General features: G+C 60.5%; 15 protein-coding genes. 9 read left to right on the top strand and 6 right to left on the bottom strand.

Annotation, left to right across the window (positions count from 1 at the left end):
- Nucleotides 1-30: 30 nt before the first annotated feature.
- The 3 genes from AA0535_RS12920 to AA0535_RS12910 all read right to left on the bottom strand — a co-directional run bounded on the left by AA0535_RS12920 (nt 31) and on the right by AA0535_RS12910 (nt 4,976).
- Nucleotides 31-2,133 carry a Hint domain-containing protein gene (locus AA0535_RS12920; RefSeq protein WP_264816875.1) on the bottom strand — a complete coding sequence of 701 codons (2,103 nt, stop codon included), beginning with the start codon at nt 2,131-2,133 and terminating at the stop codon, nt 31-33.
- A 325-nt stretch (nt 2,134-2,458) separates the two neighbouring features.
- Nucleotides 2,459-3,391 carry a LysR family transcriptional regulator gene (locus AA0535_RS12915; RefSeq protein WP_264816874.1) on the bottom strand — a complete coding sequence of 311 codons (933 nt, stop codon included), beginning with the start codon at nt 3,389-3,391 and terminating at the stop codon, nt 2,459-2,461.
- 265 nt (nt 3,392-3,656) lie between these two features.
- Nucleotides 3,657-4,976, bottom strand: coding sequence for an aspartate aminotransferase family protein (locus AA0535_RS12910; RefSeq protein WP_373319341.1), 1,320 nt, complete (start codon nt 4,974-4,976; stop codon nt 3,657-3,659).
- Nucleotides 4,977-5,084: 108 nt separating this feature from the next.
- On the opposite strand from AA0535_RS12910, the gene AA0535_RS12905 reads away from it, so the two are divergent.
- Nucleotides 5,085-6,257 (top strand): MFS transporter, encoded by a 1,173-nt coding sequence (locus tag AA0535_RS12905; protein WP_264816873.1) that lies wholly within the window; start codon nt 5,085-5,087, stop codon nt 6,255-6,257.
- Between the two features lie 12 nt (nt 6,258-6,269).
- Here the strand turns inward: AA0535_RS12905 and AA0535_RS12900 are convergent, their stop codons facing one another.
- Complete coding sequence (locus AA0535_RS12900) at nt 6,270-6,872, bottom strand: TetR/AcrR family transcriptional regulator (RefSeq protein WP_264816872.1); 603 nt, start codon at nt 6,870-6,872, stop codon at nt 6,270-6,272.
- A 333-nt stretch (nt 6,873-7,205) separates the two neighbouring features.
- Between AA0535_RS12900 and AA0535_RS12895 the strand changes: the two genes are divergently transcribed.
- Genes AA0535_RS12895 through uraH form a run of 8 tightly spaced genes read left to right on the top strand, consistent with a single transcriptional unit; the run spans nt 7,206 to nt 14,217 of the window.
- A complete protein-coding gene (locus tag AA0535_RS12895; RefSeq protein ID WP_264816871.1) occupies nt 7,206-7,967 on the top strand; it encodes an HAD family acid phosphatase in 762 nt (253 codons plus the stop codon).
- 1 nt (nt 7,968) lies between these two features.
- Nucleotides 7,969-9,411 (top strand): NAD(P)-binding domain-containing protein, encoded by a 1,443-nt coding sequence (locus AA0535_RS12890; protein WP_264816870.1) that lies wholly within the window; start codon nt 7,969-7,971, stop codon nt 9,409-9,411.
- A complete protein-coding gene (locus AA0535_RS12885) occupies nt 9,408-9,581 on the top strand; it encodes a DUF4089 domain-containing protein (protein WP_264816868.1) in 174 nt (57 codons plus the stop codon). The genes AA0535_RS12890 and AA0535_RS12885 overlap by 4 nt, the downstream gene beginning before the upstream one ends.
- On the top strand, nt 9,578-10,903 hold the full coding sequence (locus tag AA0535_RS12880; RefSeq protein WP_264816867.1) for an AtzE family amidohydrolase: 1,326 nt from the start codon (nt 9,578-9,580) through the stop codon (nt 10,901-10,903). Before AA0535_RS12885 ends, AA0535_RS12880 begins: the two co-directional genes overlap by 4 nt.
- A complete protein-coding gene (locus tag AA0535_RS12875) occupies nt 10,903-12,480 on the top strand; it encodes a gamma-glutamyltransferase family protein (RefSeq protein ID WP_264816866.1) in 1,578 nt (525 codons plus the stop codon). Before AA0535_RS12880 ends, AA0535_RS12875 begins: the two co-directional genes overlap by 1 nt.
- A 20-nt stretch (nt 12,481-12,500) precedes the next feature.
- Entirely contained in the window at nt 12,501-13,397 is an 897-nt protein-coding gene (gene puuE, locus AA0535_RS12870; protein ID WP_264816865.1) for an allantoinase PuuE, read from the top strand.
- Nucleotides 13,394-13,888 carry a 2-oxo-4-hydroxy-4-carboxy-5-ureidoimidazoline decarboxylase gene (gene uraD, locus AA0535_RS12865; RefSeq protein WP_264816864.1) on the top strand — a complete coding sequence of 165 codons (495 nt, stop codon included), beginning with the start codon at nt 13,394-13,396 and terminating at the stop codon, nt 13,886-13,888. The genes puuE and uraD overlap by 4 nt, the downstream gene beginning before the upstream one ends.
- Nucleotides 13,885-14,217, top strand: coding sequence for a hydroxyisourate hydrolase (uraH, locus tag AA0535_RS12860; RefSeq protein WP_264816863.1), 333 nt, complete (start codon nt 13,885-13,887; stop codon nt 14,215-14,217). Before uraD ends, uraH begins: the two co-directional genes overlap by 4 nt.
- Nucleotides 14,218-14,356: 139 nt before the next feature.
- On the opposite strand, the gene AA0535_RS12855 is transcribed toward uraH, so the two are convergent.
- On the bottom strand, nt 14,357-17,332 hold the full coding sequence (locus AA0535_RS12855; protein ID WP_264816861.1) for a TonB-dependent receptor plug domain-containing protein: 2,976 nt from the start codon (nt 17,330-17,332) through the stop codon (nt 14,357-14,359).
- A 366-nt stretch (nt 17,333-17,698) separates the two neighbouring features.
- Nucleotides 17,699-20,404: a DUF4175 domain-containing protein gene (locus tag AA0535_RS12850; RefSeq protein ID WP_264816860.1), complete on the bottom strand. Its 2,706-nt coding sequence runs from the start codon at nt 20,402-20,404 to the stop codon at nt 17,699-17,701.
- Between the last annotated feature and the right edge of the window lie 9 nt (nt 20,405-20,413).

The raw sequence follows: 20,413 nt of genomic DNA, 5'->3' as shown, positions 1-20,413 counted from the left end.
CCTCGGCGTTTGACCTGCCGCCCTTGTTTGTTACTGCGCGATCTGGCTGGGCTGCATCATTGGCGAGCCCTGCTGGAGGAAAGAGTGGAAACTCGTCCCAAATCCCAAAGGATAGGGCCCTCCGGAAATCACCTCGATGCAAAGCATGAACTCTGTCTCGGTGGTGATATCGTTTATCGGAAGATTTGCACGCCCCTGGGTCCAACGATGCTTGCCTTCCTCCAGTACATCCCATCCAGGTAAATCGCGCCGGGTCAGATGGATGTCGATCTCAGTCGTCTGACGACTATCGTAGATGACGATATCCTGAACCAGAACGCCGAGAAGACGCTGATCGTCGATGAAGGGGCCAATTGCCTCCGAGGGTTTGAAAACCCGGGAGACGAGGTGCAGATTGCGGAGATCTGCCGGGACCATGAAGACATGCCAGTTCCCCTTGCGTCTCAACGTCTGGATCCGTCTGCCATCATCGGCTTCCAGATAGAGACCAGAGTCCTCGATGGAGGGATTCAGGCTCGCGACAGAGTGGCCCGTGAGACCCAGTCCGCGACCCTCGAGCTCACGGTAAATCGGCTCGACAAAATGACGCTCGACGCAAAGCGGCAAGGCCGGGACAGGCGGCACGAATGATTTGCCGAATGTCCCTTGATTCTCGAGGTCGTTGCTATCGAGGAAGCTTTCGGTCAGGACATGCTCTGCTTGGATGATCGAATGCTCTTCCAATTTGATATGGAAGTAATCGTAGCGATATTGCCGTTTATCATATGCGATAGTGGTATGATTGACGAGCATACGCACGGGGACGAGACGACCCTTGAACACAAAGCAGTGCTCGTCGGTCACCCACATGTCCCGTGCCGGGCAGCCCTCAGAGAAAGCGCTACGCATGATACGCACGGGATAACTGGCCGACCTGTCGTCGAAGAGAGGTACTTCGACGTGGCTGACATGCGTCCAGACCACGCGTTGGACGCCTGTCAGGCGACCCTTGCTGTCATAGGTCGTGAGCAGATCGCCCTTCTTGATGTCCTCTACCGGGATATTGCCGAGCGATGTGGTAACAAGTGTTCCGCGAAGGAAACACGTGATCATTTGGCCGCTCGTGATGCCCAGATATCCGTTACTGTTCACAGTCGGGTTGACGACAGTGCCTTGGTTCACTCGCACGATCCCGCCGGTAGTAATAAATGGGCTTGACATGACGCCACCAGACAATACTTGAACATTGGAGGCATCAAATCCGTTATTGATATAGGTATTGCTAATCGCGGCTCCTCCGGAATAGACAATCCCGCCATCGGAGTCCAAGGTACTCGCCGATACCAGACCTCCTGCCGATACAAAGACACTCCCATTCTGCACATATGAGGAAACGAGGGTGCTGCCCCCTTGGATATAGACTTGGGGCCATTGTAACCCCACATATTGGAGGTAGACACCCGAGGCTACCGCCCCCGAAGTAACCGTGAGGTTGCCGCCGGAAATACGAATCGGTCCCGCCAGCGATACAGTCCCGCTTTGATAAACAGTTTTGCCATTCGCCAGGACCGCTGACCAGTTCCCTGCGACGACTGTCGCGTTTGGGGCGAAGACAAGTGGGTCGGGGATCTTCCCGCTTCCTACGGTCGCGCCGTTGAAGGCTGCAACGCCACCGGTAACAGAGGGCTGCCCGCCCACGATTGAGCCGGGATAGGCCCCCAGTGATCCTCCGCTGCTCACGGCAGGGCTTATGATTGTCCCGCCCGAACTCACGGTAAAACCATTGACGGGCCGATTGATATTGAAGAGACGATCCTCGACGGAAGAACCCCCGCTCATGACGATAGCAGTATTGGATTCAATATCGTTCGATATTGATTTCCCACCGCTGAAAACCGTGAAGTATCCTTCTCGAATATAGGAGGAAGTCAAAACGCCGCCCGCGGACACATTCACACGGGGATAGCCGCCCGAGTTGCTGAAGAATACGTTGGAGACTGTCGCGCCTGACATGATGTTCAGCGTTGCACCGTTGAACTGGACAGGGGGATTGACCACGGTGGCTCCGCTTTGGAAGACGGTAACACCCCCTGAATTAACGGCGCTCCACGTTCCGGTGAGGATGCGGGCATTTGGATCGGGCTGGAAGGCCATGGGCGTTTCGCCTCTTTGCTGCGGCGAACGATAGAGTGCGCTTTCACTTTCTCTGCGACCGGGTAATCAGTCATTAATCGTGGAAGAAGAATGGCGTAGGAAAGCCCCGTCCATGCGGAAATATCCGGGCGCAGATCAGATCATCTTCGATCGATTGAGAGAGGGTGACGCGACTATTGTTCGTCTGTCGATGTTGTTGAGAGAGAAACTATCGACAGTAGTGAGGCGCGCGATATTATCTTTGCTTCAAGGCAAGATGAAATTTGGAATACATGTGACGTCGTGTTGCTGAGGCCCTGCACCCGATGGGTAAGCAGACGGTCGATCACCCCGGAGGTATCGGATTGGCCCATGCTTCCACAATTTTGCGAAACCGATCGATGATGCCCAGATTTGGCGAATGCGTGCGCCAGACCACCCCACTTGCGAGAAGGATATCGTCATCGGTGGGGTCATGGCTGAAGCTCGGCAGAGTGACACCTGCGTTGCTGAGCATCGTGTTCGTAGCGATGGTCATGGCGTTGCACGCGACGATAAGCGGACGCGCGTCATAGGCGGAGTTAAGTTCGATGACGTTTGCAGGGCTGTACAGATTGCGCGATGCAAGCAGGGATTCAAATCGGTCGCGAATTGCGAAGCCCGGTATCGGCAGGACCCAGTTGCGCAACCTGAAATCCGCCCAGTTATCGAGCACCGCCGAGAGGCTCATCGTGCCCTCCAGCGACACGGCAAAGCAGCGTTCATTCAGCAGGATCTGACTGGATAGGGCAGGGAAATTTTCGATCTGATGCAATGCGATAAAGCCGATATCGTATCGATCCTGTTGCAAGCCATCCAGCAGCGAGGCTCTATCGATCTGTATGATCTTGAGCCTCAACGCAGGTATCTGCTGCCGCAACACGCCCGCCGCGTGCATTGCAACTGCTGAAAGCGATGGTGACTGATAGCCGATGGTGAGCGATTGTGGCGTGTTGAAAAGATTGTCCTGAATCTCGGCAGAGAGTTTTCTCAGCTCGGCCGTAATAATCCCTGAGGAACGGACCAGGAGGTGGCACAGATCGGTGGGCACCATTCCTGACCGGGTCCTGTCGAACAGCTTGTGTCCAATAATCGCTTCGATCTCTGCACAGGCTTTCGAGATCGCAGGCGGCGTCAGGCCCAGATTGGCGCTGGCAACACTGATATGACCGGTGTTGAAAATCTCGGTGACAACACGCAGATGGCGCAGCTTGAGGTACTGGTCCAGATTGGCTGGCATTGGTCTAGTCCCGTCCGGTTAGGGATGCAGAGCGGCTTACTGCGCTTTCTGCCCTTGTCTCAATACGCCCGGGAAGACAAGGCTCCCATGAATTGGGTCGTGACTTGTGGGGGGCGCAGGAATTATTTGCCGAACCCCGCGATGTATCCATGCGCGTCCGGCCAGCACTTCGCATAGGCTCAGGCATCGGCATGGTTTGATTGAGCTTGTCCGAGCCATCTTCGCGCGGACGTCACGGGATTTTCCCCGCGACGCCCTGCGGATGTCAGTCGATCGATTTGAGAATGCGACCGATCGTCTCGAAAATGCGATCGATCTCGTTCTTCTCGATGATCAGGGGCGGTGAAATCGCGAGAATATCGCCCGTGTAGCGTAACAGGAGCCCTTCGTTGAAGGCGCGTTCGAAGACCTCATAGGCCCGTGTCGTCTTGGACTGGCGAGGGGCCAGTTCAATCCCGGCAACGAGACCTTCATTGCGGATATCGACCACATGCGGCGCGCCTTTGAGCGAATGCGCGGCTTCCTCGAAGTAGGGCGTGAGGGCCGCAGCGCGCTCGAACAGGTGTTCTTCGGCATAGGTATCGAGCGTCGCGATTGCCGCCGCGCAGGCGATTGGATGCGCGGAATAGGTATAGCCATGGGGCAGGTCAATGGCCTCGCGCGGCCCCTGCATGAAAGCTTCGAAGATCTCGTCCGAGACGATATTGGCGCCCATCGGGATCGTCCCGTTGGTGATTCCCTTTGCCACCGTCATGATATCGGGCACGACGCCGTATTTTTCTGCGGCGAAGGAGGCACCGAGACGCCCGAAGCCAGTAATCACCTCATCGAAGATCAGCACGATACCATGCTTGGTGCAGATCTCACGCAGGCGCTTCAGATAGCCCTTGGGAGCCGGCAGCACGCCGGTCGACCCGGCCAGGGGCTCGACGATAACGGCAGCAATATTCGACGCGTCATGGAGCGCGACGATACGTTCCAGATCATCGGCGAGTTCGGCTCCATGCTCTGGCAGACCGCGTGAAAAGGCGTTCCGACGGAGATCGAGCGTATGCGGCAGATGGTCGACACCGGTCAGCAGCGAGCCATAAAGCTTGCGATTGCCGGAGATACCGCCCACCGAAATGCCGCCGAAGCCAACACCGTGATACGCGCGCTCCCTGCCGATCAGTCGTGTGCGTGTGCCTTCGCCGCGCAGGCGATGATAGGCGATGGCGATCTTGAGCGCGGTATCGCCCGCCTCCGACCCGGAATTGCAGAAAAACACATGGTTGAGCGGGTTAGGTGCAAGACGGGCGACGCGATCTGCCGCTTCGAAGGCAAGCGGATGCCCCATCTGGAAAGCAGGAGCGAAATCGAGCGTTGCGACCGTCTTCTGGACAGCCTCGACGATGCGTGGCTGGCTGTGACCGGCGTTCACGCACCATAGCCCGGCGCAACCATCGAGCACCTCGCGCCCTTTATCATCACGATAATACATGCCCTTGGCAGAAACGAGCATACGCGGGGAGTCGCGGAACTGGCGATTGGCCGTGAAAGGCAGCCACAATGCGTCGTGGTTGCTATCGGCAAAGGGCATGGTCATTGTTCTGCTCCGGCTCCTCATGGAATGATCAGACCAAGTGGTGGCATGACGCGCGGGTTCTGCAAAGTAAGAAGAACTTGCGTGAGCTTTAATTCTTCGGGGGGTAATATGGCGTCTGCACGCAGCGCATTGCTTTCATTGGCGGTTGGCGCTTTTGCCATCGGCACGACCGAATTCACGCCGATGGGCCTGTTGCCAGTCATCGCACAGGATCTGCATGTGAGCGTACCCAGGGCCGGAGGTCTGGTCAGTGCCTATGCATTTGGCGTCATGATCGGCGCGCCGTTCATGACGCTGCTTCTCGGCGCTATCTCGCGCAAGGCTGCGCTGATCGGGCTCATGATGCTCTATATCGTGGGGAACCTCGGTGCAGGGCTGAGCCATAGCTACGCGATACTGATGTTCTGGCGTGTCGTGACCAGCCTGTCCCATGGCGCGTTCTTCGGGCTTGGCGCCGTCGAGGCCTCCAGCGTTGTGGCTCCCGAGCGTCGGGCCTCGGCAGTCGCCTCGATGTTTCTGGGGCTCACTATCGCCAATATCTTCGGTGTGCCGGCCGCCACATGGCTGGGTGACAATGCCGGGTGGCGCAGCGCATTTCTGGTCACGGCCCTCCTCGGGGCTCTGGCGGTTCTGGCACTCAGCATCGCCCTGCCACCGAGGGGGCGTTCCGCACGTCCGGATATCCTTGGGGAACTGCGCGTGCTCGTACGGGGTGACGTGTTGCTGGCGCTTGCAGTCACCACGCTGGGGGCTGGGATCATGTTCGTGCTCTACACCTATATCGCGCCCTTTCTGCACAGCATTACCGGGGCAGGCGATGCGCTCGTCACGCTCGCTCTCATGACAATCGGGGTAGGTTTCAGCATCGGTGCCGCTCTGGGCGGGAGGCTTGCTGACAGATCCACGGGGTTCGCCCTCAAAATCATGCTGCCCGTGCTCGGCGCAGTCATGCTGGTGTATCCCTTTCTTGCGGCGAGTTCATTCGGAGCGATTGCGGGCATTCTGCTCTGGAGCGCCGCATCCTTCGCCATTATGCCTGCCCTGCAGATGCGCACCATGCAGGCGGCGCGTCAGGCACCCGCCCTTGCATCATCAGTCAATATCGGCGCCTTCAATCTCGGAAACGCATTAGGCGCATGGCTCGGCGGAGGTGTGCTGTCGGCCGGGCTGGGTTACGCCGCCGTCTCCATGAGCGGCACAGCGCTCGCAGCGCTTGCCTTGCTGATCGTGATCTTCGCGGGCGGGGGAGGAGAAAAGCCTGAAGAACAGGGCGTCGGGTGAGGCGCCTTTTGTTCAATGACCCGAACGAAGAACGAGCGAGATGATCGTCTCGGCCGCGTCATCGAAATCCTGCTCCGCAAGGCATTCTTTGCCAAGCAGTGCGGTGACCTGAGGCTGCATGTCCGCATACCACTGTGTCATGGCCCATAGGCAGAACAGGAAGTGCATGGGGTCACCCTGCGGTATTTCGCCCCGTTCCATCCAGATTTCGAAAGTCCGGCTGAATGGCTGGACAGCGGGGCGCAGGGTCGTTGAGAGATAGTCATGCAGATAACGCGCCCCACCGATGACCTCATGGGCGAAGAGTCTGGACGCGTGAGGATTGGCGCGTGAGAAGGCGAGTTTCGACCTGACATAATGGCGCAAGGCATGCGCGGCAGGCTGCTCCGGGCGCAGCCATGTTTCACATTCCCCGAGCCACTCCTGTACTGTGCGACGAAGAACCTCCTGGTAAAGGACTTCCTTGGTCGAAAAGTAATAATGAATATTAGCTTTGGGGATGCCGGCTTCGCGGGCGACGGCAGCAATGCTTGCACCGCTGAAACCATGCTCGGAGAAAATCTTCTGAGCCGCTTCCAGAATGGTCACGATGGCTATTTCGCGAGGTGCACCCAATATCCGCTCCTGGCCGAGACTTTGTATAACGCCTCAATTAACTCGACGGATGGGTGTACGCAAGTAGTTGCAAGGCTATTCGCAGGCACATTTACAGATTTTATGTACACGGTTTTATGATTGGATACGCCAATGATTGCCGGTGCGATAATTGTCCTTCGATTCATTTGGGAAATGAATAACAATGACGTTACCTGACGCTCATGTTCGTTTCGGTGATATGCCGGGACTCCGGGAGGGGGATAGTCATAATTGTCGTTCTGGGCCTTGTATGCCAGCGACCGAGCTGTGAAGATACCGTAACGACCTCGTTTTCCAGGAGCTGGCTCTCAGGTGACTTCCGTTTCTCATCCACTGGTTTCGCCGTCGTATCGTCCAGCAGGGGGCAAGGCATGGCGCGTGGTCTTCGATCCCGTTTCCTATCTGGCTTTGGCAGGTCTGCTGGGCGCTGCGCTGCTCACCTCGACGGATGCCCAGGCCCAGCCCATGAATGTGGGCGATGCCATGGTGGCGGCAACCGCCTACCATGATAATGGGGACTATGAACGGGACTTCACGAGTGTCATTCAGGACGCTTCGGAATGGGTGCGTTTCCGGGCGTCTCATGTCACGAAACCGGCGCTCGTTCTGGATATCGACGAGACTTCGCTCTCGAACTGGCCCGAGATCGCGGCGAACCAGTTTGCCTATTACCGCAATGGCCGTTGCGATGACCTTCCGAAGGGGCCATGCGGCGTCATCGCCTGGGAAACGAGCGCGAAAGCACAGGCCTTCCCGTCCACACTCGCACTTTACAAAATGGCGCGCCAGCACGGTGTAACGGTGTTTTTCGTCACGGGGCGTTCCGAGGGTGAGCGGGAGGGGACGGCCCACAATCTGGAAGCTGCCGGTTATCAAGGCTGGTCTGAGCTCGTTCTTCGCCCTGAGGGCAGCCATACCGCCTCGGCCTCAGACTATAAATCTGCCGAGCGCGCTCGGATCGAAAAGCTGGGCTATCACATCATCGCCAATATCGGTGACCAGCCGTCGGACCTCGCGGGCGGTCATGCCGAACGCGGCTTCCTTCTTCCCAATCCTTTCTATCGGGTGCCCTGACATGCCGAACAAAGCGCTCAACGATCTCACCCGACAGGTTCACGAGGATCTGGAGAAAATCGCCTATGCCTCGGGGCCTTGGGTTTCCTCTGTGCTCACCCATCATGGCGAACCGGTTCTCGATGTCGCCGTGATTGGCGGCGGGCAGGGGGGGCTCGCCACATCTTTCGCCCTGCGTCGCATCGGCGTGCATAATGTGCGCGTTTTCGAGCGTGCGGTGAAAGGCCAGGCGGGCCCCTGGGTCACGTTCGCGCGCATGATCACCCTGCGTACGCCCAAACATGTGACAGGCCCCGATCTTGGAATTCCGTCTCTGACCCCACGCGCCTGGTTCGAGGCGCGCTACGGGGCCGATGCGTGGCGGTCACTGGGCAAAATCGACCGACGGGACTGGCAGGAATATCTGGACTGGTATCGTGACACCCTTGCCTTGCCGGTCGAGCATGATCGCGAGCTGGTCGAGATCACCTGGCAGGACGGATTGCTGCATCTGGGCTTCAAGGACCAGGAGGGATCGCTTCACAGCGTCTGGGCGCGCCGGCTGGTGCTCGCAACCGGCATCGAGGGTAGCGGGTCCTGGCATGTGCCGGAATTCGTTCGCGAGAATGTGCCTGGGCATCTTTATGCCCATACCCATCAACCGATCGATTTCGAGGCTCTGCGTGGCAAGCGCATCGGCGTGCTCGGCGGTGGCGCCTCCGCCTTCGACAACGCCGCAACGGCGCTCGAAGCCGGGGCACAATCGGTCGCCGTCTGTATCAGGCGTAAGACCCTGCCGCGGATCAACCCGTATCGCTGGATGGAAAATGCCGGGTTCCTGGCCCATTTCCCCGCTCTGCCGGATCTGACGCGCTGGCGCTTCATGCGGCGTATCTTCGATCTCAATCAGCCCCCGCCGCAGGATACGTTCTGGCGGTGCAGCCGCCATGACGGTTTCAGCTTCCACGGCGATACGCCGTGGCTCGATGCTCGACGCGATGGTGAGACGATCAGGGTCGCGACCCCCCATGGCGAGAGAGTATTCGACTTCCTGATCATCGGAACAGGGTTCGTGATCGATTTCGCCAAGCGTCCGGAAACGGCCTCCTTCGCGCAGAATATCGCTCTGTGGGGGGATCGTTTCTCAGCGCCCGAGGGCGAAGAAAGCGCCGTGCTGGACTCCTATCCCTATCTTGGGCCGCAGAGCCAGTTCTTGCCCCGTGATCCCGAGCATCCAGATTCAGCGATGCTGGGCATGATCTATAATTTCACTTTCGCAGCAACGCCCAGCATGGGCCTGTCCGGCGCATCCATTAGCGGCATGCGTTACGGGGTAGACAGACTGGCACGCGCCATAGCGGGTGACCTCTTCGTGCAGGATGGGGAGAAACATCTCGAGAGCCTCCTGGCGTACGATGCCGAGGAACTGGTGAGCCTCGGACGCGAGGGTGAGGAGCAGGCATGATCGGAGAGGACGAACTTGCTGCCCGTGCGGCAGCTCTCGGACTGGTCATTCCGGAAGAATATCGTTCCGAGGTGATGCGCAATCTCGCGCTGATCGGGCAGTATGAGGCGCTTGTCATGGGGCTTGACCTGCCTGAGCGCCTCGAACCGGCTTTCGAGTATCATCCATGAACGCCCTTGAACTGGCCCGCGCCATCCGCACGGGCGAGCGACGTGCTGTCGGGGTGATTGAAACCTGTCTGGACCGGGTGACCCGACGTGATGCTGGGATCAATGCGGTCACCCGGCTTCTTGCCCAGCGGGCTCTCGATCAGGCGCGTCATGTGGATGCGCGCGTGGCGGAGGGCATCGATCCGGGACCGCTGGCCGGGGTGCCTTTCGGCATCAAGGATCTGTTCGATGTCGAGGGGCTGGTAACCACGGCAGGCTCTCGCGTGCTTGCCGATCGGCCCGTCGCCGATTGTGACGCGGCGCTCGTCAGCCGTCTGGTTGAGGCGGGTGCAATTCCGCTGGCCACCACGAATATGGACGAATTCGCCTATGGCTTTGCGACAGATAACGCCCATTACGGGCTGACTCGTAATCCGCATGATCCGTCCCGCCTTGCAGGGGGATCGTCAGGTGGGTCGGCAGCGGGCGTGGCAGCAGGGTATTTTCCGCTCTCGCTTGGCTCGGACACGAACGGCTCGATCCGTGTTCCGGCTTCGCTTTGCGGCGTCTGGGGATTGCGTCCCACTCAGAATCTGTTCCCGACAGAAGGGTCGTTTCCCTTCGTCGCCAGCCTCGATACGGTCGGCCCATTCGCCTCGAGTGCGGCCGATCTGCGGGTCGTGACCGAGATCCTGTCGGGACAGGCGCTCGGGGCCGTTGAAGCCGGGTCCCTCAAGCTGGCCCGGCTCGGAGGATGGTTCGACACTGATCTGTCAGATCCCATGGCCGCGGCACTGAACAATTTCTGCCGGGCCCTTTCCATCACGCAGGAGGTCGCACTGCCGCACGTTGACGCGGCGCGCGCGGCAGCGTTCGTGATCAGCGCCTCGGAAGGGGGGGCGCTGCACCTCCAGACGTTGCGCAGCCATGCGTCGCTCTATGACCCCGCCGTACGCGATCGCCTTCTGGCCGGAGCGCTCGTTCCGGCCCCTCACGTCTTTCAGGCGCATAAGCTGCGACGCTGGTTCCGTGCGGCCATGCATGAGGCGTTTGCGCAGGCCGATATTCTCGTGGCTCCCGCCGTTGTCGGGGAGGCGCCGCCAATCGACGCGCCCATGATCATGGTGGGAGGACGCAGCGTGCCCGCACGGGCCAATCTGGGTCTCTACACCCAGCCCCTTACACTGGCGGGGTTTCCAGTACTTACCCTGCCGCTCGCCGTGGAGGGCCTCCCTCTGGGTCTGCAACTCGTTGCCCAGCCGGGGCGCGAGGATCGTCTGGTCGCCCTTGGTGAAACCCTCGAGCGCGCGGGGCTTGCCCGTGCCCGAATCCTGGAGGATTGATGCTCTACAGCGCGCGCTCCCGCAGGGGGATGGTCACGGCCCCCCATCATCTCGCAGCACAATCGGGCAGGGATATTCTTAAGGCCGGGGGCAACGCGGTCGAGGCGGCTGTCGCGGTTGCGGCCACGCTCTCTGTCGTCTATCCCCACATGACCGGGCTCGGTGGTGACGGGTTCTGGATCATCCGTCGCCCTGACGGGGTGATAGTGGCCATCGATGCCTGTGGGCGTCTTGCCCAGTCTGCCAAGCCCGAGCTCTATGCGGGGCTCGATGCCGTGCCCTGGCGCGGGGGACTGGCCGCCAATACGGTTGCAGGCACGGCTGCCGGGTGGAGCCGGGCCTTGGCCTATGCCGGAGGGACGCTGCCGCTCACGCAAATTCTGGAAGACGCTATCGGTCATGCCGAGCATGGCATGGTGGTGACCGAGAGCATGGCAGGGCTCATGGCGGCGCATCTCGATGTGCTGAGCTACATGCCCAATTTCAAATCGCTGTTTCTGCCGAATGGCGATATGCCGATTGCTGGTGCGGTGCATCGTAATCCAGCTCTGGCGCGGACGCTCAGGAGGCTGGCCAATGCCGGATTGGGCGATTTCTATCACGGCAAGCTGGCGGATCTGATCGCGGCTGAACTTACCGCCTGTGGCTCACCGGTCAGTCTGGACGATCTGGCGCATCATCAGGCCGTGGTCTCCAGGCCGCTGGAGACCACGCTGCATCACGGACAGTTCTACAACATGCCCGCTCCCACTCAGGGGGCTGCGTCGCTGCTGATTCTGGCTTTAGCCGAGAGGCTGGGGGTAAAGGGGGCTGATACGGTTGAGGACATTCACCGTTGGGTGGAAGCGACCAAGGCAGCATTCCTCTGGCGCGATCGTGTGATTGCCGATCCTGCCATCATGAAGACTTCCCCGCAGGCGTTGCTTTCCGACCCTGCCGCCCTTGATACCATGGCGGGGGAGATCGATGTTTCCTGTGCGGCGCCCTGGCCGCATCCTGTTCAGCAGGGCGACACCACGTGGTTTGGTGTGATGGACGAGCAGGGTTGGGCGGTCAGCATGATCCAAAGCCTGTATTTCGAATTCGGCTCCGGGGTGGTCCTGCCTGAAACCGGCCTCGTCTGGCAAAATCGTGGCTCCAGCTTCGATCTGGCTCCCGGGCGCCTGCGCAGCCTCGTACCGGGACGCAAGCCGTTCCATACCCTCAATCCGGCAATGGCGACGCTCAATGACGGCAGCCTTCTGTCCTATGGCACGATGGGAGGGGAGGGCCAGCCTCAGACCCAGGCGGCCATCGTGGCCCGCAATGTGATTGCGGGTCTGAGTCTGCAGGACGCCATCACGGCGCCACGCTGGCTTCTGGGCAGGACCTGGGGGGAAACCACCACAACGCTCAAGATGGAGACACGATTCGATCCGGCCATCCTCGACGGGTTGCGCGAACTCGGTCACGACGTCGAGAGCCTGACGCCTTTCGCGACCGCAATGGGTCATGCGGGCGCCATTCGACGCTATGAAGACGGCACCATGGAGGGGGCGACCGATCCCCGGAGCGATGGTGGTGTGGCCGCCCTCTGACACGTGCGAGAGAGACATTCATGACACAGGACTACCCGCGGGATCTGCTGGGCTACGGGGAAGCCCCCCCTGATGCAAACTGGCCCAACGGCGCACGCATCGCTGTACAGTTCGTGCTGAATTATGAAGAGGGCGCCGAGAACAACGTGCTCCATGGCGATGCGGGGTCAGAGGCCTTTCTCTCTGAAATGGTCGGGACGCGCTCCATTCAGGGCGCGCGCTGCATGCAGATGGAGAGCCTGTACGAGTACGGCGCGCGTGCCGGGTTCTGGCGTCTGCATCGTCTCTTTACCGGGGCGAAAATGCCGCTCACGGTATTCGGTGTGGCGATGGCACTGGCGCGCAATCCTGCCGTGGTGCGCGCCATGAAGGAGGCCGGGTGGGAAATCGCGACTCATGGCCTGCGCTGGATCGATTACCAGGACGTGCCGGAATCAGTGGAGCGCGAGCACATACGCGAGGCGATCAAGCTGCATCGTGAGGTCACGGGCGAAGCCCCGCAGGGCTGGTACCAAGGGCGCACCAGCCCCAATACCGCCCGGCTCGTCGCTCAGGAAGGGTGCTTCATCTATGACGCAGATTCCTATGCCGACGATCTGCCTTATTATGATCGACGCTATGGCAAGGGTCAGTTGATCGTGCCCTACACACTCGATGTAAATGACATGAAATGCGTGGCGCTCAACGGATTCACTGAGGGCGAGCAGTTCTTTCGCTATCTGCGTGACAGTTTCGACATGCTCTATGAGGAAGGCGGACGCATGATGTCCGTTGGTCTGCATTGCCGTCTGGCGGGGCGGCCGGCACGGGCGCTCGCGCTCAAGCGCTTTCTTGCTCATATTCAGGCGCATGAGAATGTCTGGGTGGCGACGAGGCTCGATATCGCACGCCACTGGCTGGAGGAACATCCACTATGATCGGCGCGAAAAGCCGTGATGCCTTTGTGGCGCGCTATGGCGACATCTACGAACACACGCCCTGGATCGTGGAGGCAGCCTGGCCTCAGGCCCCCTTCGAGGACGCACAGACGATGATCGCTGCCACGTCGCGGATCATCCATGACGCGGGAGAAGCGAGGCAGAAAGCTCTGGTGCAGGCGCATCCGGAACTGGCCAGAAAATTAGGGGTCGATCCCGATCTGGGCAGGCTTTCCGCAGCGGAGCAGGAGGGAGCCGGGCTGGATCGATTGACGCAGGAAGAATTCGTCGCCTTCCGGGCGCTGAACGACGCCTATCGTGCCCGGTTCGATATGCCATTCGTGATCTGTGTGCGTCGCGCGACCAAGGAGCTCATGCGTCGCGAGATCGAGCGTCGCCTCGATCAGTCGCCCGAGGTGGAACTGGCGGAGGCGCTGAGGCAGATCGATCAGATAGCCCTGCTGCGGCTGAAAGACAGGACAGGCCAATGACCACGCTTTCGACCCATATACTCGACACGGCCAGCGGCCGTCCCGCAGAGGGAATGCAGGTCACGCTGCTGCATGATGACCGCGTGCTGTTTGAAGGCGTCTCCAATGCTGACGGGCGCTGTCCGGATCTGAGGGAGATCGCGGTCGGGCAGGGTGCCTATGTGCTACGATTTGCGGTTGCGGCCTATTTCCGGGCACAGGGGCAGGACCTTCCCGACCCGCCTTTTCTGGATGTCGTGCAGATCGATTTCGGCATGGGCAAGGAAGGGCATTACCACGTACCGCTTCTCGTCTCGCCTTACGGGTATTCGACCTATCGCGGGAGCTGAGCGCCTTCGCCCGGCTTGAAAGTGGTCCGGATAAGGAAAGGGCGGGAGGGGTTATCTCCCTCCCGCCCTTTTTTTCCGTCCGGCGCCCCGACCGGCAGCACCACATATTTGGCGCTGACGGGCGAGGAGATGGGGTTGATCAGAAATTCAGACCAGCCTGCAGGAAGATGTAACGGCCGAGATAGAGGCCGCTATAGGTGTTGTCAGCAGAGTTGCTGGCGCCGTTGAGAACGAAGGGCGGGTTCTTGCCGGCGATGTTCTGCACGCCGCCGCTGAAATCCCAGCGATTCCAGGTATAGCCGAGCGAAATGTCCTGCTGGATCATGCCGGGGGTACGGATCCGGGCATTGGCCGCCGGGCTTTCCTCGCTCAGGAAAGCTGAGCCGTCATTCCAGTTCATGCCGCCAATATACTGGAACATGTAGGAAATGCGGAAGGCATCATGCTGCCATGTCAGGGTGGCGTAGTCGCGCACGCGCGGCTGGCCGACACCGTTCTGGTAGAACAGCGCGCCTGTCTGGTTCAGATAGTCGCCACCGGGCTGCTGCTGCTGCTTGTACTTCACGAGTTGCTGGAAGTTGTTGTCAACTGTCAGGCTGTCATGACGCGTGATGCGGAAGCGGTAGTTCAGGTCGAAGTCGATACCGCTGGTCAGCAGGTCGCCCAGGTTCTGGTCGAGGGCAGAGACCGTGTTGATCTGGCCGTTCGGCAGACGGGTGATCGAGTTGCAGTAGGACTGCACGCTGTACTCATAGCACTCGTTCAGGATGTACTGGGTCGGCAGCGAACCGATCAGACCGCCAATGGTGTAGTGCCAGTAGGTGACGGATGCTGCGAGACCCGGGATCCAGCGCGGCGTGATGACCGTACCGAATGTGTAGGTGCGACCCGTTTCCGGCTTGAGCGCGGCATTACCGCCCGAAAGCGTCGGAACCTGACCCGAATTGGCCGAGTTGAAGTTTGCAGGATCGGCCACACCGGCCTTCATGCAGTTGGCGATAAGCGTGGCACCCGATGCACCGGCGCAGGGATCGGAAGCTGCAGGGTAGCCGAGGCCGACACCGCCATAAAGCTCATAGACGTTCGGCTGACGGAAGGACGTGCCCAGCGTGCCGCGGAAGCGGATATCGCGCGTGGGTGCCCAGTCGATGCCGACCTTCCAGTTCTTGGCGCCACCGAAGGTGTTGTAGGACGAGTAACGGCCCTGACCGTCGATCGACAGATCCTTGGCGAAGGCAACGTCCTTGAGGAGCTGCGCATGGCCCTGAATGTAGCCTTCGGTCACGTTGAAGCCGCCCGAGGTGGACTGCACCGTATTCGTGAGCGAGTAACCGCTTTGAACCAGCGGATCGGGGTTGTTCGAGAGCTGCTCGCCACGATGCTCCATACCGAGCGCCACGCCGAAATCGCCGCCGCCCCGCCAGGGCATGTGGACGATATGATTGTTGTGGATACGCAGGTTGAGGTCGCGCAGCTGATACATGGTGTGCGAGTGCGTCGTGTAGTTCGCGTAACGCGCCGCATCGGGCGAGAGACGCGTGAACACGTTGGACTGGACGCAGCCCGGCGAACCGGCACAGGAATTCGGGTTGTAGATCAGCGCACCATCAGGGTCATTGGGGTCGACCTGGTTCTCGAGGCCCCATTCCTGCAGCAGGTTGGAATAGCTGCCGACGCCCTGGAGCTCGTTCGTCACCTGGCTGGCGCCATAGGTGTAGGACAGGTCATACTTCCAGTCGCGCACGATGTCGCCGCGCACGCCGAACATGCCGGTCACGCTGTCATTCGAATTGTTGTTCGTACGCGGTCCGAACTCGTTCAGGCGGCGATAGAGCTGAAGGTCTTCACCGGCAGTGTTGCCGGGATAGCTGGCTGGAATGATGATCGAGTTGGGAAGTGGCGAAGGCGGAACGCTTCCGATCGCCGGTTCAGGCGCGAGCTGCGTCTTCGACGTGCGATGGGCATAGAGCACGTTCGAATAGACATCGAAATGACGGTTGAACTCGTAATGCAGGTCGCCCGTCAGGGTGGAATCCTGGAGGGCGTTCACCAGCCACTGATTCTGGGCATAGTTATAGCGCTTGGAGCGGCTATAGGGGCTCAGGCTGCCATCATCGAGGTTGCCGACATAGGTCGCGCCCGAATCCTGGCCGAAATAGGTGCCGCCCGGCGTGATGATCGAGCCGATCTGCAGTGCGGAATTGCCCGGATAGGTCCCACGAGCGACCTGCGGGTAACGCGACCAGGAACGCGAGCGCGAGGTGACGCCGCCCTGTGTCATGTAGCTGCCGCCAAGGGTGATGTTGCCCTTGTCGTGGTCAAAGTTCCAACCCTTCATGGCCGAGAGCATGCCGGTGCGGTTGTCACCATGGCCGGTGATGCCGCCGCGCATGGTGATGCTGCCGGTATTCAGGTCGTGACGCAGCTTGATGTTGATGACACCCGAAACAGCGTCGGCGCCGTAGAGCTCCGAACCGCCATCGCGCAGGATTTCGACCGACTGGACCATCTGCACGGGAATGGTGTTCAGGTCGACGCAGTTTGAATCGCCATTCGGGGTGGTGCGCTTGCCGTCGATCAGCACAAGAACGCGGTTCTGCCCGAGGTTACGCAGATCCACGCAGGACGCGCCGTCGCCGCCATTGGTGTTACTGTTCGACGTGCCGCTGGCGCCTATAGAGGGCAGGCGTGAGAGATAATCGTTAAGGTTCGTTACGCCGGTCTGCTGGATCTGCTTGGCCGTCACGATCTGGACAGGGTTCGCGCTGGTGTTGTTGGCCGTGCTGAGCGCGGAACCGACAACGATCAACTCCTCGGATTTGCCTCCCTGAGCAAAGGACACCGTGCTTGCAGGGGCCACATTCCGCAACGCATCCTGAGAGCGGGCGGGAACCATTGTTGCGGCGGGCGCTGTCTGCGCATCAAGGCGCGGGCCGTTGGCAGGACGCGGCGTAGTGACCGTCTTGCGGGTGGTGTTGTGACGCACGGCCTTGCGGTGATGGGAGGTGCTGGTGGCCGTCTGAGCCTGCGCGGAAACCGTGGCGACCACCGGGGAGAGGAAGATGGCGGCGCCGAGCAGCAGCCTTCCTCGTCTCTGAAAATTAACGATTTTCATGAAAATTAACCCTCGGAATGACTTTGTTTCACGAGGCTGCGGTTTCTGTCATTTCATTGCAAGGGCGTTATCGTTTTGTGACGTTCCATTGCACGAACGGTTTTTCGGATGTTGCAATTTTGCATCGTTATGTTGCTGAGAAGGCAGTCGCGGCCCCGTGATGACGCCTGCCGGGTGGCGAGGGATATTCCGTTTATGAATCGAATCAGGTCGGAAAGCCTCATGGCCGGGTCATGGCGATTCGATTCGCGCGAGCATCGCCCCCTCGAAAGGGCGTTGCTCCCGCTGAGGGCGTCTGACGCCGTGTGTGGTGATACGATAGGGAGAGGGTCGACGCAGGGGAGGTGCCCCACCGGGGGCAGGCAGTCAGTAGGATTTCAGAAGACGGTCCAGATAGTCGAGTTCGCTCTGCGGCCGGGTACGGTCCGCATCACGGCGGCGCAGCTCGCGCTCGATTTCGCGTGCTCTCTCGCGACTATCCGCATCCGGGACCGTTCCATCGGTATCGGCTCCCGAATGTCCTTTCCCCATCTTGCGGCCCAGCGGATCACGGTCGCTCTTGTCGCTACCGTCATCCTGGGTATCGTCGTCGCCCTGATCCCTGGCTTCTCCCCCTTTCTTGCCGCCGCCCTGTGAGGGCTGACCGGTGCCCATCGTGGGCAGGAGCGCTAGCGGTCTGCCTCCATGGTTCTTGCCTTTCTGGGCTTCTTTCATCTGCTGCCCGGTCTCTGCAAGATCCTTGAGGACCTGCCTTATGGCCTGTTCGGCAGGACTATCCTTGGCTTCAGCAAGATACTGGCGCGCTGTTTTCATGTCCTTGTCGGCCTTCGTCAGCCCGTCCATCTTCTTGTCTGTCAGCGACTTGATGTCTTCATTCAGGACGCGCGCCACCATCTGAAGTGCACGTTGCACGGCATGATCATCGCGTCGCTGCTCATGCTGGATCGCGATCTGCTCCGGCGTGAGGGGCGCGGTGTTGGACCCATTGGGAGATGTCGCTGAGGAGTCCATATCCGGTGGCGGGCTCATGCCCAGCTGACGCAGCAATTCCGCTGTCGGCATGGTGCTCACATCCTGACCCGGCACACTAGCCTGGTTCTGCTCGGCTTCTTTGGCGGCACGCTGCCCGATGCCGAGGCGGGACTGTACGTGGTCGAGCAGGGTCGTCTCGCGTCTGACCAGATCATGCAATGCAGCACGCTGGGCCTGAGCACGCGCCCGCGCCTGCATCTGCTGCGCGATCTGCGCCAGATCCTGAGGCGTGGCGCTGCGCATGCGCTCCGTCATCTTGGACAGCTCATCCAGACGCCTGAGAGCCTCGTCGCTCTGGCCATTGGCTGCCTCGGACTGAAGGCGCCGCATGAGCCGGGATACCGGATCACTGTCACCATCGGGTGTCTCGCCGATATCGGGCATGACCGTGCCAAGTTGCATGCTGCGTTGCATGAGGGCCTGCATGCGCTGGTCCAGCGCCTCTCTGAGGCGTTTCATGCGCTCGGCGAGTTTCTCCTGCTCCGCCTCGGTATGACCTGCATCACCGAGCGCACGCATATGCGCAATCTGGTCCTGCACAGCTTTCTGGGCGGCACGGATGTCGAGATTGGCCTGCGCCGTCTCAGCGTCGCTTCCGGCAAGGTCGTCAAGATACAAGGCCACCGCCCAGCATAGCCCCAGCGTATTGTTCCGTGCCTGGTCAGCATCGGGGTCGTCGAGCTGGGCCGCGGCATACAGAAGGGCAAGCATGCTGCCCTTCGCATCCTGCGGGAGAGTTCCTGCGAGGGCTCTCAACTCATCGGCGACTTCAGGCGGGGTCTCCTGACCGAGGCCAAAGCGATGACGCAGGCTGATCAGGGCGCGCGCGGTGGGGTCATGAAATTCCCGAGCGGGCAGGGTGAGGGTCTCGATCTTGCTGACAGACTCCTTGCCGCCCCGGCTGGTCGCGTGCAGTGTTATGGCCACTTTCTCGCCAGCCCAGAGCGACTCCGTCAGGTCTGTTTCGAAAACGCCCTGTGGCTTTATCGGTGTGCCCTTGAGAGGGATAGGGACGTTCAGCGCAGGCAGATCGGTGCGTGAGGGCAGGATGATCTTGGCCCAGATTCTGGCAATACCATGGGCCTGCGCCGCCCGATAAGGCAGGGCGAGTGTCGTACCGTCTTCTGTCTTGTGCGGGGCTGATGCCCAGGCGATTTCCGGTGGCAGATCGGGCTCGATGTCGAATTGCCACTCTCCAACCGTTCGCCCGCGAGATCGTATCGACACCCGGCCCGTATGCAAAAGACGGGTTGTGAAGCTCCAGCTTCCCGCGTCCAGCCGGCGAACAGTGACATCGGCTGTTTCCACGCCCAGCACATGGGGGCCCGAGCGGGCGCCGGTAACGTGAACCGTGAGCGTGGCATCCTGCGGGATGCGGGGCGGCGCTGTGTTGGATGAAAGAAAGACCGGAGCACCGGGTGCATAGGCGGGGAGATCGACCCATGCCTCGATCTGGGGCAGAGGAACATCGCTGTCATCGACCCCGGGCAGAAAGGCGGCCTCGAGCCGTGACGGGGCTTTTTGTCCCGCCACGAAAAGGGCAAGAGCGAGACAGGCGGCGAAACCCGTCCACCCGGCGAGACGCGATGGAGTCCAGGCAAGGGCAGGCCATCCGCTGCGCAACGGGCCGATACTTTGCCGTAGACGGTCCATATGCGTTTGCCAGAACGCGGTTTCCTCGCCATCGGCGGGGAGGTCATCGAGCCCTGACAGTGGTCTGTGCCGCAGTCCCGATTTCTCCTCCAGCCGCCTGTCGATGCGATGCAACTCTGGTGGCGTGACGCGGGAGAGGTTGCGCGCGGCCAGAGCCAGTGCCCCGCCGCCGACACCGGCCAGCAGGAAGGCGTGTAATGTATCGGGCAGGGATTGCGGGACTCGTAGCAGCCCGCTCAGCGCGTAGCCACCGACCAGGGCTAGGGGTGTTTGGACCGCAAGCCAGGCGGATTCGACCCACAGAATGCGCCGGGCCCGATGTCGCGCCTGATGGACCCGCGCCTCAAGCGAGAGCGTCTTGGAACTGGCAGGTGCGGGTGGCGCCATGATCATGCG

Source organism: Asaia krungthepensis NRIC 0535 (assembly GCF_025995175.1).
GTDB lineage: Bacteria > Pseudomonadota > Alphaproteobacteria > Acetobacterales > Acetobacteraceae > Asaia > Asaia krungthepensis.
The sequence above is the reverse complement of the archived record's forward strand: the minus strand, read 5'-3'. Positions and strand labels throughout refer to the sequence as shown.

Excerpts from the sequence above, each read along its gene's own strand:
- AA0535_RS12880 (WP_264816867.1), top strand. The coding sequence starts at position 9,578 with ATGAACGCCCTTGAACTGGCCCGCGCCATCCGCACGGGCGAGCGACGT.
- AA0535_RS12915 (WP_264816874.1), bottom strand. The coding sequence starts at position 3,391 with ATGCCAGCCAATCTGGACCAGTACCTCAAGCTGCGCCATCTGCGTGTT.
- uraH (WP_264816863.1), top strand. The coding sequence starts at position 13,885 with ATGACCACGCTTTCGACCCATATACTCGACACGGCCAGCGGCCGTCCC.
- AA0535_RS12875 (WP_264816866.1), top strand. The coding sequence starts at position 10,903 with ATGCTCTACAGCGCGCGCTCCCGCAGGGGGATGGTCACGGCCCCCCAT.
- AA0535_RS12920 (WP_264816875.1), bottom strand. The coding sequence starts at position 2,133 with ATGGCCTTCCAGCCCGATCCAAATGCCCGCATCCTCACCGGAACGTGG.
- AA0535_RS12890 (WP_264816870.1), top strand. The coding sequence starts at position 7,969 with ATGCCGAACAAAGCGCTCAACGATCTCACCCGACAGGTTCACGAGGAT.
- AA0535_RS12905 (WP_264816873.1), top strand. The coding sequence starts at position 5,085 with ATGGCGTCTGCACGCAGCGCATTGCTTTCATTGGCGGTTGGCGCTTTT.
- uraD (WP_264816864.1), top strand. The coding sequence starts at position 13,394 with ATGATCGGCGCGAAAAGCCGTGATGCCTTTGTGGCGCGCTATGGCGAC.
- AA0535_RS12910 (WP_373319341.1), bottom strand. The coding sequence starts at position 4,976 with ATGACCATGCCCTTTGCCGATAGCAACCACGACGCATTGTGGCTGCCT.
- AA0535_RS12885 (WP_264816868.1), top strand. The coding sequence starts at position 9,408 with ATGATCGGAGAGGACGAACTTGCTGCCCGTGCGGCAGCTCTCGGACTG.
- AA0535_RS12855 (WP_264816861.1), bottom strand. The coding sequence starts at position 17,332 with ATGAAAATCGTTAATTTTCAGAGACGAGGAAGGCTGCTGCTCGGCGCC.
- puuE (WP_264816865.1), top strand. The coding sequence starts at position 12,501 with ATGACACAGGACTACCCGCGGGATCTGCTGGGCTACGGGGAAGCCCCC.
- AA0535_RS12850 (WP_264816860.1), bottom strand. The coding sequence starts at position 20,404 with ATGGCGCCACCCGCACCTGCCAGTTCCAAGACGCTCTCGCTTGAGGCG.